The organism is Bradyrhizobium sp. S3.12.5 (genome assembly GCF_040548225.1).
GTDB lineage: Bacteria > Pseudomonadota > Alphaproteobacteria > Rhizobiales > Xanthobacteraceae > Bradyrhizobium > Bradyrhizobium cytisi.
Genome location: NZ_JBEPRF010000003.1, coordinates 84,134 through 98,725, shown reverse-complemented (window position 1 = coordinate 98,725; position 14,592 = coordinate 84,134). Strand labels below are relative to the sequence as shown.

Annotated in this window: 10 protein-coding genes; 5 read left to right on the top strand and 5 right to left on the bottom strand. The window is 65.3% G+C overall.

All coding sequences use genetic code 11. The annotated features are described in order from the left end of the window. Positions 1 to 144: 144 nt before the first annotated feature. A complete protein-coding gene (locus tag ABIC09_RS04560; protein WP_354083462.1) occupies positions 145 to 1,128 on the top strand; it encodes a glycerophosphodiester phosphodiesterase in 984 nt (327 codons plus the stop codon). Positions 1,129 to 1,137: 9 nt separating this feature from the next. Here ABIC09_RS04560 and ABIC09_RS04555 read toward each other — a convergent pair whose 3' ends face one another. Continuing rightward, positions 1,138 to 3,420: a spermidine synthase gene (locus ABIC09_RS04555; protein ID WP_354108531.1), complete on the bottom strand. Its 2,283-nt coding sequence runs from the start codon at positions 3,418 to 3,420 to the stop codon at positions 1,138 to 1,140. A gap of 176 nt (positions 3,421 to 3,596) precedes the next feature. On the opposite strand from ABIC09_RS04555, the gene ABIC09_RS04550 reads away from it, so the two are divergent. After that, the gene (locus ABIC09_RS04550; protein ID WP_354108530.1) at positions 3,597 to 5,207 is read left to right on the top strand and encodes a phytoene desaturase family protein; all 1,611 of its coding nucleotides are present in this window, start codon (positions 3,597 to 3,599) and stop codon (positions 5,205 to 5,207) included. Between the two features lie 288 nt (positions 5,208 to 5,495). Here ABIC09_RS04550 and ABIC09_RS04545 read toward each other — a convergent pair whose 3' ends face one another. Further along, entirely contained in the window at positions 5,496 to 5,651 is a 156-nt protein-coding gene (locus tag ABIC09_RS04545) for a Flp family type IVb pilin (RefSeq protein ID WP_148754203.1), read from the bottom strand. A 164-nt stretch (positions 5,652 to 5,815) separates the two neighbouring features. On the opposite strand from ABIC09_RS04545, the gene ABIC09_RS04540 reads away from it, so the two are divergent. Then, positions 5,816 to 6,703, top strand: a complete 888-nt coding sequence (locus ABIC09_RS04540; protein ID WP_354108529.1) for a 50S ribosomal protein L11 methyltransferase — start codon at positions 5,816 to 5,818, stop codon at positions 6,701 to 6,703. Positions 6,704 to 6,729: 26 nt separating this feature from the next. On the opposite strand, the gene ABIC09_RS04535 is transcribed toward ABIC09_RS04540, so the two are convergent. Then, on the bottom strand, positions 6,730 to 6,909 hold the full coding sequence (locus tag ABIC09_RS04535) for a hypothetical protein (RefSeq protein WP_354108528.1): 180 nt from the start codon (positions 6,907 to 6,909) through the stop codon (positions 6,730 to 6,732). Positions 6,910 to 7,094: 185 nt separating this feature from the next. Here ABIC09_RS04535 and ABIC09_RS04530 point away from each other — a divergent pair, with 185 nt between their 5' ends. Beyond that, complete coding sequence (locus ABIC09_RS04530; RefSeq protein WP_354108527.1) at positions 7,095 to 8,921, top strand: aminopeptidase P family protein; 1,827 nt, start codon at positions 7,095 to 7,097, stop codon at positions 8,919 to 8,921. 284 nt (positions 8,922 to 9,205) lie between these two features. Further along, complete coding sequence (locus tag ABIC09_RS04525) at positions 9,206 to 10,486, top strand: multidrug effflux MFS transporter (RefSeq protein ID WP_354108526.1); 1,281 nt, start codon at positions 9,206 to 9,208, stop codon at positions 10,484 to 10,486. Positions 10,487 to 10,604: 118 nt separating this feature from the next. Here the strand turns inward: ABIC09_RS04525 and ligA are convergent, their stop codons facing one another. After that, a complete protein-coding gene (gene ligA, locus ABIC09_RS04520) occupies positions 10,605 to 12,752 on the bottom strand; it encodes an NAD-dependent DNA ligase LigA (RefSeq protein ID WP_354108525.1) in 2,148 nt (715 codons plus the stop codon). 162 nt (positions 12,753 to 12,914) lie between these two features. Beyond that, positions 12,915 to 14,588, bottom strand: a complete 1,674-nt coding sequence (recN, locus tag ABIC09_RS04515) for a DNA repair protein RecN (protein ID WP_354034269.1) — start codon at positions 14,586 to 14,588, stop codon at positions 12,915 to 12,917. Between the last annotated feature and the right edge of the window lie 4 nt (positions 14,589 to 14,592).

The window sequence follows — 14,592 nt, the reverse complement described above, 5'->3', positions numbered from 1 at the left end:
CGAGGTCTATGAGTACATACCGGCAGAGCGGACGCAACCGCAAGCTGCGGCCCCAGGTTTCAACAGGCGCAAAAGGCTGTAAAACAGGCTGGACGCGCTCAGCCGCGTTCAAGCATTGTTGTTTCACTTGCCACCGGAACTGTGATGACGTCACGTACTACGACAATATTGACTTTGCTGTCACTTCTCATTTCGGGAAAGGCCATGGCTTTCGATCTCGAGGCGCATCGCGGCGGGCGGGCGCTGCTGCCGGAGAACACCCTGCCGGCCTTTGCCAATGCCCTCGCGATGGGCGTGGACACGCTGGAACTGGACGTCGGCGTCACCGCCGACGGCGAGGTCGTCGTGTCGCATGAGCGCGGGCTCAATCCCGATCTCGCGCGGGATGCGAATGGCGCCTATGTCACGGCGCCCGGCACGCCTTTCGTGAAACTGCGGTTCGCCGATGCCAGGGCCTACGACGTCGGCCAAATCCGGCCGGACAGCGCCTATGCGAAGCAATTTCCCGACCAGCGCGCCGTGCCGGGGACCCGCATTCCCACGCTGAAGGAGCTGTTCGCGCTGGTGCGCAAATCCGGCAACGAACGCGTGCGCTTCAATATCGAGACCAAGATCGATCCGGATCATCCGGATGAATCGCTTGGCCCACAGGCCTTCGTCGCAAAGCTGCTCGGGGTGATCGCAGACGAGAAATTTTCCGACCGCGTCATGATCCAGTCATTCGACTGGCGGACCCTGCTGCTGGTCCAGCAGCAGGCCCCGACAATTCCGACCGTGTACCTGACGCTCCAGCGCGGCTCGGCACCGACCGTCGTCCTCGACAAGGCCACCAGCTGGACGGCGGGTTACAGCCCGGCCGATCACGGCGGCTCGCTGCCGCGCACGATCAAGGCCGCGGGCGGCGCGGTGTGGTCGCCCTATTTCGGCGACGTGACCGCGGCGCTTGTCACTGAAGCCCAGACTCAGGGATTGCGCGTGGTGGTCTGGACCGTCAACAAGCCCGACGACATGGCGCGTATGATCGAGATCGGCGTCGACGGCATCATCTCCGACCGGCCCGACCTGTTGCGGCAGGTCGCCGGCGAGAAGGGAATTGCGCTGCCTGCGGGAACGCCGGTCGAGCCGTAAGTCCGAGCGTTACTGCTCGCCGTAGCGCAAGCGTCGATACAGCGCGCCCAGGATGTTGGAATAGTCGTCGGTCCAGACCCGCACCTTCTCGTCCGCGTCGGTCTCCTCCCATTGCTTGGAGGACGCCAGCTTGCCGACGTCATCAGCTTCGCGCGCGGAGATGACGACGTCGGTGGAGAAGATGTAGTCGGCGTCGCGGCCCGAATCCTCGTCGTAGACCCAGCTCTTCAGATCGTTGGCATCGGCGATCCCGACCACGACGGGCTCGAGATCGAGGTGCCGGTTGGAGACGTGCATCACCACGGCGCCGTGCGGGGCGAGCTTGTCCTTGTAGATCTTCATCGCCTCCTCGGTCGCGAGATGGATCGGGATCGCATCCGACGAATAGGCATCGACGATGATGAGGTCGTAGACACCGTCGGGCTCCCTGGCGAACGTGAGACGCGCATCCCCAATCACCGGCTTCAGGTCCGGCAGGCAGCTCGAGATGTAGCGGAAATTTTTGGGGTCACGCGCGGCATCGACCATGGACTGGTCGATCTCGAAAAATTTCCAGTCCTCGCCGGGCTCCGCGGCGCAGGCGAGCGTGCCCGATCCGACACCGATCGCCGCGACCTTCAACGGCGCGCCCTTGCGCTCGCGCATCGCGGTGATGGCCTGACCGATGCCGCCATCCTTATGATAATAGGTGATCGGCTCGGGCCGGCCGGTGACGGGCGTGCCGTCATTGTTGCGGAAGCGCTCGGCGCCGTGAATCGTGGTGCCGTGCATCAGCACGTGGAAATAGCCGCCCGGCGTCACCACGATCTTGTGCACGCCGAAGAAGCTGCGCACCGTGGTGACGCGGCCCTCGTCGGCCGGATAGATCCGCATCAGGGCCAGCGCCAGCGCGACTGTCGCAAAGATCTTCCAGCGATCCGCATTGAGCGCCAACGCCAGAAGCGCTGCGAGCACGCCGACGGCGCCGGCGACCCAGACGCGGTGATCCTCGAACCAGGTCGAAAGATCCCCTGTCATGTACGTCGGTGCAACCAGCGCCGCCGCGAGAACGGCAAGCGCCAGCCAGTACCATCTCACGACGCCCGCAAGACGCTCGCTCGCCGACGGCCGGCAGAGCGCGGCGAGCGCGACCAGGATCGGATATTCGGCGATCCATGAGAAGGTGAATGGCGCGACGAGGCCTGCAAAGAGACCGCCTACCATGCCGCCGAACGACAGCGCGACATAGAATCCGGTGAGATATTTGGCTGCGGGCCGGGTCCGCGCCAGTTCGCCGTGGCAGGCCATGGCGATGACGAAGAAGCACAATTGATGGCCGCCGAGCGTGAGCAGCAAATTCTGCTCGCCGCCGAAGGCGAGCAGAAAGATGACGCCCGCGATCGCGACCGGCTGCAGCATCAGCATCCATTTGTGCGGCAACAGCGGCCGCGACTGGAACACTAGCACCCAGGTCAGCAGATATAGCGACAGTGGCAGCACCCACAGCAGCGGCGCCGCCGCGACGTCGGTCGAGATATGCGCGGTGACTGCGATGAGCAGCCCTGACGGCACCGCGGCGAGGAAGATCCAGCGCAGCCGCGTCACCAGCGTCGGCGCCGGCGTGTTTGCGTCCTCGGTGCGCGCGTCGGCCACCGCGAGCTTCGGCGAGCGCAGCAACAGCACGCCACAGGCCGCAATCAGAAGAATCAAGACGCCATAGCCGCCGGTCCAGAGCCGGTTCTGCGTGTGCAGCGTGTACATCGGCTCCAGCAGGAACGGATAGGACAACAGCGCGAGGAAGCTGCCGATGTTGGAGGAGGCATAGAGGAAATAGGGATCGCGGCCATCAGGATGGCCGGTGCGGACGAACCAGGCCTGCAGCAGCGGATTGTTGGCGGCAAGCGCGAAGAACGGCACGCCGATCGACATCACGAACAGGCCGAGCAGCCAGAATGCGTAACCGGACGCTGGTGGCTCGCCATAAGCAGTGGCAATCCCGAGCGGCAGCGTGACGAAGGCCGCGATCAGCAGCACGAGATGCACCACCACCGGAACCACGCGATTCCTGATCTGCATGAGGAGATGCGCATAGGCGTAGCCCGCCAGCAGCAGCGACTGGAAGAACACCATCGCCACCGACCACACCGCCGGCGAGCCGCCGAGCCGCGGCAGCACCATTTTCGTGAACAGCGGCTGCACCGAGAACAGCAGCAGCGCGCTGACGAAGATCGCGGCGGTATAGACCGTCAGCAGCAGCCGGTTGCGCGACGTGGACGGCTGCTCCGTGGCGGCGGGTTGCACGATCGAATCCATGGAAGCTCCGGCTTACCCCCGGCGGCCGCCGGGCGCGCGCAATGGAGCACACCGCGCCTGAACGGGCAATAAATGGTCTCGTGATGTTGCATCAGGAAATGCCTGATATACAGCTGTCATTCCGGCGCGGTCCTCTGGACCATCTGGAATGACCGTGGAACATTCTGAAATCAATCATGAGCGAAACCGACGTCGTCATCATCGGCGCTGGCCATAACGGCCTCACCTGCGCAGCCTATCTCGCGATGGCGGGCTTGCGCGTGCATGTGGTCGAGCGCCGCAAGGTGGTCGGCGGGGCGGCGGTCACGGAGGAGTTTCATCCGGGCTTCAGCAATTCGGTCGCGGCCTACACCGTGAGCCTGCTCAACCCGCAGGTGATCCGCGATCTGGGCCTTACCGAGCAGGGCCTGCGCGTCGTCGAACGGCGCGCCCAGAATTTTCTGCCCGCACCCGACGGCAACTATCTCCTCACCGGCGAGGGGCGGACGAAGGCCTCCGTCGCGCGGCTCAGTGCGCGCGATGCCGACGCGCTCGACGGGTTTTCGCGCGAGCTCGAGGACATCGCCGACGTGCTGAGGCAGTTCGTGCTGCGGGCGCCACCGAACCTGCTCGGCAGCTTTGGCATTGGCGCGATCCGCGAGGCCGCGAACGCGTTGAGTACGGCCAACATCCTGCGCGGCCTGACGCTGGAGCAAAGCCGCAGCCTGCTCGATCTCTTCACCCGCTCCGCCGGCGAGATGCTGGACGAGCGGTTCGAGCACGATCTGGTCAAGGCGTTGTTCGGCTTCGACGCCATCGTCGGCAATTATGCGAGCCCCTACGCCGCCGGCTCGGCCTATGTGATGCTGCATCATGCCTTCGGCGAGGTGAACGGCAAGAAGGGCGTCTGGGGCCACGCCATCGGCGGCATGGGCGCGATCACGCAGGCGATGGCGCGCGCTGCGCGCGGGCGCGGCGTCACGATCGACACCGATGCCGGCGTGCGCGAGGTGATCGTCGAGCGCGACCGCGCCGCCGGCGTGGTGCTGGAGAATGGCACGTCGATCCGCGCCAAATATGTCGCGGCCAACGTCAATCCAAAGCTGCTCTACACGCGGATGATCGCGGCCGACGCCCTTCCGTCCGATTTCCTCGCCCGCATCCGTCACTGGAAGAACGGCTCCGGCACCTTCCGCATGAACGTGGCACTGGATCGCCTGCCCTCTTTCACCGCGTTGCCTGGCGATGGCGATCATCTCACCTCCGGCATCATCCTGGCGCCTGATCTCGACTATATGGACCGCGCGTATCTCGATGCACGGGCGCAGGGCTGGAGCCGGCAGCCGATCGTCGAGATGCTGATCCCCTCGACGCTCGACGACACGCTCGCGCCCGCGGGACAACACGTCGCGAGCTTGTTCTGCCAGCACGTCGCGCCGGAGCTGCCGGACGGCAAGTCCTGGGACGACCACCGCGAGGAGGTCGCCGATCTCATGATCGCGACGGTGGACAGCTACGCGCCGGGCTTTGGAACAAGCGTGCTCGGGCGCCAGATCCTCTCCCCGCTCGATCTTGAACGGCAGTTTGGGCTCCTCGGCGGCGACATCTTCCACGGAGCACTGACCTTGAACCAGCTGTTCTCGGCGCGGCCGATGCTGGGCCATGCCGATTATCGCGGACCCCTGAAGGGCCTCTATCACTGCGGCTCCGGCGCCCATCCCGGCGGCGGCGTCACCGGCGCGCCCGGCCACAACGCGGCGCAGGCGATCTTGCGGGATCACCGCGGCCTGTTCGCAAGCCGTGGATAGGTCTGTGGACGGGCTGTGGACAGGCCTGTTGGCAGAGCTGTGGTGAAGCCGTGGAAACCTGGCCGGGCGGCTTGGTACGGGCCGGGATCAAGCTGTGGAGAAGGGGTTGATAAGCCGCGTATAAGCCGGCGGGTCGCGAGTTGATCCATGAGCGGACAACCTGTGGAGCTCCTACCGAAACGAGCTCAAAAACGACTTCACCCGCCAGGAGCAATTCCCCCCAGCGGGCGGTCGTCGAAAAAGCCATCTATGAAGAAAGCGGCCCCGCTAGGAAATCGGAGGCAGAAATTACTTCAAGGAGCTGCTAATCGAACCGAACTTGTCGTTCATGGTGGTGCCCAGGCTGTTAACCACGGTGATGATCGCCAGTGCGATACCGGCTGCGATCAGGCCGTATTCGATCGCAGTCGCACCGGATTCATCGGACCAGAACTTCGAAACCATGCGCTTCAAGATTCGCCTCCATTTCCATCTCAAGGTGTGTTGGTTGGGTCTAACATCCGGGAAAGTACGGTCCACAACCTACGGCGGGGTTAATCTGGGAACTGCAAGTTACGCGGAAAATTGTGACTAAAAGTTCCAAAAATTGAAGCGGACGGACCCCTAGAATGCAGCCTTCCCCTACCCATCGCGCCAATTTTTCGCTTCCCAACGAGGCTGCCGCCAGGCGTGTCGTCGACGTGCTCACGGAGGTCTTTTTCGAGGGCGATGCGGCGGTCGCCGCCTTCGAGCGGCCCGACGGACAATGGGACGTCACGCTGCATTTTGCCGAGGCGCCGGATCAGGAATTGCTCCGCGAACTCGTTGCAACTTCAGCAGGAAATGATATCGCCGCCACGCTTGTCTTCGACACGATCGAGGCCAAGGACTGGGTCAAGGCGAGCCTGGAGGATCTCGTCCCGGTGCCGGCCGGACGATTCGTCGTCCATGGCAGCCACGACCGCGACCGCGTGGCGCAAAACAAGCTCGCCATCGAGATCGAGGCGGCGCTCGCGTTCGGAACCGGCCACCACGGCACCACGCGTGGCTGTTTACTTCTGCTTGACCATGTCCTGAAACACGCACGGCCGAAGCGCGTACTCGACCTCGGCACCGGCACCGGCGTGTTGGGGATCGCGGCAGCCAAAGCGCTGCATCGCGCGGTGCTGGCCTCCGACATCGACCCGCCTTCCGTGCGGGTCGCGGCCGAGAACGCGGCCCTGAACGAAGCTGGTCAATACGTGCGGGTGATCCGGGCCACCGGCTTCGCTGCGCCGGACTTTGCCAAAAGCGGCCCGTTCGACCTGGTGCTGGCCAACATCCTTGCCAATCCGTTACGCCAACTGGCAGGTCCGATGGTCCGACATCTTGCGCCCCGCGCCCGTGTCATTCTCTCCGGCCTGTTGACCCACCAGGCCCCCGCCGTGATCGCCGCCTATCGCGCGCGCGGCCTCGTGCCGTTGCGGCATCTGCGGATCGAGGGGTGGAGCAGCTTGTTGCTGCGGAAGATGGGGTAAGCTGCGTCCGCGGAAGGAAGGCCGCGCTACTCCGCCGGCTTGTCGTCCCGGCGCATCGCGCGCTCATCCTGCAACGCCCGCTTGGCGCGCCGCTCGGCGACGCGATCCATCATCTGGCTGATGAGGCCGCGCGGCTTCTTCGGTGTCGTTGCTGCGGGTGCGCGGCGCACCGGCGGCGAAATCTTCTCAAACGTGAACGCTGGCATCGTGTGTCCCCTCGCCGTTGAGATGAACCACTTGCTCGAATTTCCCTGTTATTCGGACGAAGCGCAACTGCTGCATCCTTTACTCCACTCAATTCGAATGGAACTATTTCAAGCACGGTCCATGCCAGATGCGACCTCAAATGCGTCTACATTGCGGACTGATCCTCATGATCCTAAACTGAGCCATGTTCGAAGCACACTTTCAGACGTTCGAGGAGCCCGAAGCCGGCGTCGCACTGGCGGCGCGGCTCGCCGCACTCCGTGAAGAGCTCGTCCGCCGCAAGCTGACCGGCTTCGTCATTCCGCGCGCCGATCAGCAGCAGAATGAGTATGTGGCCCCCTCCGAAGAGCGGCTCGCCTGGCTGACCGGCTTTACCGGCTCGGCCGGGCTCGCCGTGGTGCTGAGCCAGGAAGCTGCATTGTTCGTCGATGGCCGTTACACGATCCAGGCGGCCAAGCAGATCGACGCCAAGGCGTGGGCGGTGGAGTCGCTGATCGATCCGCCGCCGGAGAGCTGGGTCTCGGCGCATCTCAAATCCGGCGATCGCCTGGGATTTGATCCGTGGCTGCACACTTTTGCGGCAACCGAGCGTCTCTCGGCCGCCTGTGCGAAGGCCGGTGCCGAACTGGTGGCGGTCGACAGCAATCCGGTCGACGCGGTCTGGCAGGATCGGCCGCAGCCGCCCGTCGCGCCGGTCGCGATCCACGGCCTGCAATATGCCGGTGTCGCCGAGGCCGAGAAGCTGGCCCAGATCAAGAGCGAGATCGAGAAATTGGGGGCCGACGCGCTGGTGCTGTCGGATAGCCACGCGGTCGCCTGGACCTTCAACATCCGCGGCGCCGACGTCGCGCATACGCCGCTGCCGCTGTCCTACGCGCTGGTGCCCAAGGTCGGCCGGCCAACCGTCTTCATCGACCACCGCAAGCTCTCCAACCTCTCGCGCGACCATCTCGAGCAGTCGGCCGATGTGCGCGAGCCCGATGCGCTGACGCCGACGCTGATGGCGCTCGCCAAGAGCGGCGCTGCGATTGCGCTCGACAACGCCACCGCGGCCGACGCGCTGAGCCGGTTGATCTCGGGCGGCGGCGGCAAGCCGGTGCGCGGCAGCGATCCGATTGCGCTGCTGAAGGCCGTGAAGAACGCGACCGAGATCAAGGGGACGCAGACGGCGCACCGGCGCGACGCAATTGCACTGGCGCGTTTCCTCGCCTTCATCGATCGCGAGGCAGGAAGCGGCAAGCTCACCGAGATCGATGCGGTCGAGGCGCTGGAGACGTTCCGCCGCGATACCGGTGCGCTGAAGGACGTATCGTTCCCGACCATCTCCGGCACAGGTCCGAACGGCGCCATCGTGCACTACCGCGTCACCCGCAAGAGCAACCGACGGATCGCCCGCGGCGACCTGCTGCTGATCGATTCCGGCGCGCAGTATGAAGACGGCACCACCGACGTCACCCGCACCATGGCGGTGGGGGAGCCCACCGAGGAGATGCGCGACCGCTTCACCCGCGTGCTCCGCGGCCACATCGCGATCGCGCGTGCGGTGTTTCCCGACGGCACCACCGGCGCGCAGCTCGACACGCTGGCGCGGCAATATCTCTGGGCCGCCGGCGTCGATTTCGAGCACGGCACCGGCCACGGCGTCGGCAGCTATCTCAGTGTGCACGAAGGCCCGGCGCGGATCTCGAAGCTCGGCACCACGCCGCTGAAACGCGGCATGATCCTCTCCAACGAGCCCGGCTATTACAAGACCGACGGTTTTGGCATCCGCATCGAGAACCTCGAGCTGGTGGTCGCCGCCGACATCGAGGGTGCTGAGAAATCGATGAATGCGTTCGAGACGCTGACGCTGGCGCCGATCGACCGCCGGCTCATCGACGCGGCGATGCTGAGCAAGGAAGAGCTCGCCTGGCTCAATGCCTACCACGCGCGCGTCCGCGCCGAGGTGGGGCCGGCGCTGGACGAGGTGACGAAGGCGTGGCTCGATCAGGCCACGGTCGAGCTGACGTAGCGCCGCGCATAGCGCTACGCGATTTGCGCAACTCTCATCCCACGAGAAGTGTCATGCCCCGCGCAGGCGGGGCATCCAGTATTCCAGAGGCAGTAAACGCCTGCGGAAAAGCCGCGGGGTACTGGATTCCCCGCCTTCGCGGGGAATGACAGCGGAGGCCGGGGCGGTCATTCGCACCGTCGGCATAACCGTCCCGGAATCCGTATAGCGGCATTCCGAAACGCCGATATCCGTCTTGTGCAAGCACGCTACAGTCCGATTCGAAATTCGAAAGACGGACGCACATGCACGGCATGATCAGCAGACCGCCGGAGGCGGCGACGAAGAACATCGCGACGTCGCGCGTGGTGTTGCTGCTGCTGGTCGTCATGACCGGGATCGCGCCGATCTCGCTCTACATCCTGGTGCCGGCGCTGCCCGTGCTGGCGACGAATTTCGGCCGCGACATCTCGATCGCGCAGATGACGGTGTCGCTCTATATGGTCGGCATCGCGCTGTCGCAGCTGATCATGGGGCCGCTGTCGGACAGGTTCGGCCGCCGTCCGGTACTGCTTGGCGGCCTCGCGTTGATGGTCGCGGCCAGCGTCGCCTGCATCTTTGCCGAAACCCTGCCGCAGCTGATCGCAGCACGCTTCTTCCAGGCGCTCGGCGGCGCCTCGGGCATGGTGGTCAGCCGGGCCATCATCCGCGACATCTACGAGCGCGACCGTGTCGCCTCCATGATCAGCCTCGTGATCGCCGCCCTGATGATCGGCCAGATGGTCTCACCGCTCACCGGCGGCCTGATCGAGACCGCGTTTGGCTGGCGGGCGATCTTCTACGCCGTCACGATCGGCGCGCTTGCAGTCGCCGTCGGCATCGCCATCGCGTTGCCTGAGACGCGCCGCGACCGCGCGATCGGCAGTGGCGGCTTTCGCAGCGACGTCGGCACCCTGATCAAGAGCCGGGCCTTCATCGGCTATGTGATGTGCCAGGTGCTGGCGTCGCAGATCATCTTCACCTTCGCCGGCGGGGGCCCCTACATCGTCGTGACGCAGATGGGCCGGACCAGTGCCGAATACGGCGCGTGGTTCGCCACGACGGGATTTGCGTATCTGGTCGGCAACCTGCTCTGCGTGCGCTTTGCGCCGCGGCACTCGCTGGAGAAGCTGATCTGGTTCGGGCTCGGCCTGCAACTCTGCGGCAGCCTGTTGAACCTGCTCTGGAGCTTTACCGGCTGGAACGAGGCGCCGGCCTGGCTGTTCGGCACGCAGATGATCGTGATGGTCGGCAACGCCTTCGTGATGGCGAACTCCGCCGCCGGTGCGATCAGCATCCGTCCCGAAGCCGCCGGTACCGCGTCAGGCGCGATGGGCTTTCTCCAGCAAGGGATCGGCGCGCTGATGTCGCAATTCGGCGCCTATCTCGGCGGCCACTCCGCAACGACGCTGCCGCTGACCTCGGCCGTGCTCGCCGTCTCGCTGCTCTGCGCCTGCATGATGATCTTCGTCGTCCCCCGCCGCGAACTGATGGTGAGCGAGGAATTGATCGAACAGACGGAGGGGGAAGAGAGCGTGATGATGTGAGGTCGCTGCGCGCCCTCTCCTCGTCATTGCGAGCGAAGCGAAGCAATCCAGACTGTCACAGCAGATGCAGTCTGGATTGCTTCGTCGCAAGGGCTCCTCGCAATGACGAAGAGAGACCTCACTCTCCGATCAGCTTGAGCCACTCGTCCTCGGTCAGTACCTTGACGCCGTGCTTGTTAGCCTCTGCGAGCTTCGAGCCCGCGCCGGGGCCGGCAACGACGAGATCGGTCTTCTTCGACACCGAGCCCGAGACCTTGGCGCCCAATCGCTCCGCGGTCGCCTTGGCTTCGTCGCGCGTCATCTTCTCCAGGGAGCCGGTGAACACCACGGTCTTGCCGGCGACCGCGGAGTTGCCCTTCGGCCTCTCCGCGTCGACGATCTCGACCTCTTTGGTCAGCCGCTCGACAATGCCGCGATTGTGACTCTCGCCGAAATAATCGGCGATGCTCTTGATCACGGTGTGGCCGATCTGGTCGAGCGCATCCATCTCCGCCTTCGCCTCCTCGTCGCCCTTGGCGACCTTGAGGCAGGCATCGTGAAAGGCCTCCCAGGAGCCGTAGCCGCGCGCGAGCGCCAAGGCGGTTGTCTCACCGACATGGCGCATGCCGAGCGCATAGACGAAGCGCTCCAGCGCGATCTTGCGCCGGCTCTCGATGGCACCGAACAGATTGCGGACCGAGGTCGCGCCGTAGCCCTCGATCTCCTCGAGCTTGAGCTTCGCGTTGCGCTTCTCCAGTGTGAAGATGTCGGAGGGCTCCTTCACCCATCCTTCATCGAAGAAATGCTGCAGCTGCTTCTCGCCGAGACCGTCGATGTCGAAGGCGCGCCGCGACACGAACAGCTTGAGATGCTCGATCTTCTGATAGGGGCAGGCAAACTCGCCAGTGCAGCGGGCGCGGGATTCCTCTTCGCCGGCGGCCGTCTCCCCGCGCACGACGTCGGTATGCAGCGGACACGGGCACTTCTTCGGGAAGTGGTATTCCCTGGCGCTCTTCGGGCGCTTGTCGAGGACGACGTCGACGATCTGCGGGATCACGTCGCCGGCGCGCTGGACTACGACGGTATCACCGATCCGGATGTCGCGCCCCTCGCGCAGCACCTCGCCCTTGTTGCCGATGCCCCTGATGTAGTCCTCGTTGTGCAGCGTGACGTTCTGCACGATCACGCCGCCGACGCCGACCGGCTCGAGCTTGCCGACCGGCGTGAACGAGCCGGTACGGCCGACCTGGATCTCGATGTCGCGCAGCACCGTCACGGCCCGTTCGGCCGGGAATTTGTGCGCGATGCCCCAACGCGGCGTGCGCGAGACGAAACCGAGCCGCTCCTGCCAATCGATGCGATCGACCTTGTAGACGACGCCGTCGATATCGTAGTCGAGCTCGGCGCGCTCTTCCTCGATGCTCTGATGGAACGCGATCAGCTCCTCGACCGAGTGGCATAGCTTGGTCAGCGGATTGGTCTTGAAGCCGCAGCGCTCGAACCACTGGATCATGCCGCTCTGCGTGTCCTCGGGCATCGCGCTCATCTCGCCCCAGGCATAGGCGAAGAAGCCGAGCGGGCGCGATGCGGTGATGGTCGGATCCTTCTGCCGCAGGGAGCCCGCGGCCGAATTACGCGGGTTGGCGAAGATGGTATCGCCAGCCGCCTTCTGCCGCTCGTTGAGCGCGAGAAAGGCCTTCTTGGTCATGTAGACCTCGCCGCGGACCTCGCAGATATCGGGAATGTTGCGGCCCTTCAGCTTCTGCGGCACGTCTTCGAGCGTGCGGATGTTGGCCGTGACATCCTCGCCGATTGCGCCGTCGCCGCGCGTCGCCGCGGTGACGAGCTCGCCGCCCTCGTAGCGCAGCGACATCGACAGGCCGTCGATCTTCGGCTCGGCCGAGAAATTGACCTTGTCGTCGTCGAGCTTGAGGAAGCGCACGATGCGGCCGACGAAGTCGCGGACGTCCTCCTCGGCAAAGGCGTTGTCGAGCGAAAGCATGGGAACGGAATGCCGGACTTTCCTGAAGCGCCCGGATGGCGCCGCGCCGACCTTCTGTGAGGGCGAATCGCCACTGACGAATTCCGGAAAGCGTTTTTCGATCGCATCGAGGCGCTGGCGCAGGGCGTCATACTCTGCGTCGGTCACGGTCGGCGCGTCGTCCTGGTAGTAGCGCTCGTTGTGTCCCTCGATCTCGAGCGACAGCCGCATGTGCTCGACCTTGGCCTGCGCCTTGGTGAGGTCGGCGACGTCACGAAGCGTCTTGGATTTTGCTGCTCTTGCCATGGTGCTTGGATACGACGGAGCGGGCGGGAGGGTAAAGGTGGGCGGAGGTCTTGTTCCCCGGACGCAATGCAGCGCTTCTTCAGCGGTGCATTGCAGAGCCGGGGCCCACGGGGGCGGCATTCTGGGTCCCGGCTCGCGCTTCGCGCGTCCGGGACAAAAAAATCAGGCCGTCGCTGCCTTGAGCAGCCGGTCCGCGGCCGCCCTCGCCTCGGCCGTGATTTCGGCGCCGGCGAGCATGCGGGCGATTTCCTCGCGGCGGTGGTCGGCGGCGAGTGCGTTGACGCGGGTGGCGACGCGCTTGCCCTTGTCCAACGCATCCTTGGAAATCAGCAGATGCTGGTCGGCGCGCGCCGCAACCTGCGGGGCATGGGTCACGGCCATCACCTGAACCTTGCCGGCAAGCCGCGCCAGCCGTCCGCCGATGGCATCCGCGACCGCGCCGCCAACGCCGGTGTCGATCTCGTCGAACACCAGGGTCGGCGCCGAGCCGCGATCGGACAGCACGACCTTGAGCGCCAAGAGGAAGCGCGAGAGCTCGCCGCCGGAGGCGACCTTCATCATCGGCCCCGGCCTGGTGCCCGGATTGGTCTGCACCCAGAACTCGACCCGATCGAAGCCTTGCGGACCCGGCGCGGTCTCGTCGGTGGCGACTTGCGTCATGAATTTCGCGCGCTCGAGCTTGAGCGGGGCGAGCTCGGCATTGACGGCCTTGTTGAGCTTCTCGGCCGATTTCTGCCGCGCTGCCGAGAGCTTTTTCGCAGCCGCCGCATAGCGTGCATCGGCCTCGATCGCGGCCTGCTCCAGCTTCTTCAGGCGCGAGGCGCCGGCATCGATCAGCACGACGTCGGCGGCGTATTTGGCGGCAAGTGCCGCCAGGCCATCGACCGGCGTCGAATATTTGCGCGAGGCGGCGCGCAGAGCGAACAACCGCTCCTCGATGCGTTCGAGCTCGGCCGGATCGAAGTCGGTCGCGGCAAGTGCGGCCTGGAGATGCTGGTCGGCCTCCTCCAGCGCGTTGATCGCGATGTCGATTGCCTTCACCGCGGGCTCGACCAGAGCCGGCGAATTGACACCGCGGCGTTCCAGCCGGCGCACGGCGGTCGAAAGGGCGGCAACCGGCGAATGATGGCCGCCGACGACCTCCTGCGCCTCGCGCAAATCGGAGGCGATTTTCTCGCCCTGCATCATGGTGGTGCGGCGCGAGGCGAGCGAGGTCTCCTCGCCGTCCTTCGGCGCGAGCCGCTTCAGCTCGTCGGAGGCGTGGCGCAGATAGTCGGCCTCGCGCGCGGCGCGCTCCATGCCGGCGCGGTGCTCTTCCAGCTCGGTGTTGGCGGTGCGGCGCGCGTCCCAGAGGGCTTCGACGGCCGCGACATCCTTTTCGAGGCCGGCAAAGGCATCAAGCAGGCGGCGATGGGTGGCGGCATCGACCAGCGCGCGCTCGTCATGCTGGCCGTGGATCTCGACCAGCGCGGCGCCGACCGCCTTCAGGGTCTGCACGCTGATCGCCTGATCGTTGATGAAAGCGCGGGTGCGGCCGTCGGCGAGCTGCACGCGGCGGAGAATCATCTCGCCGGTATCGTCGAGCCCGTTCTCGGCGAGGATTTTCGTCGAGGGATGATTCTTCGGGATATCGAAGACGGCCGTAACCTGCCCCTGCTCCGCGCCATGGCGCACGAGGCCGGCGTCGCCGCGGCCGCCGAGCGCCAGCGCAAAGGCATCGAGCAGGATGGATTTGCCCGCACCGGTCTCGCCGGTCAAAACCGCAAGTCCGGTGGCGAATTCGATATCGAGCCGTTCGATCAGGACGATGTCACGGATCGACAGACGCGCCAGCATGGAA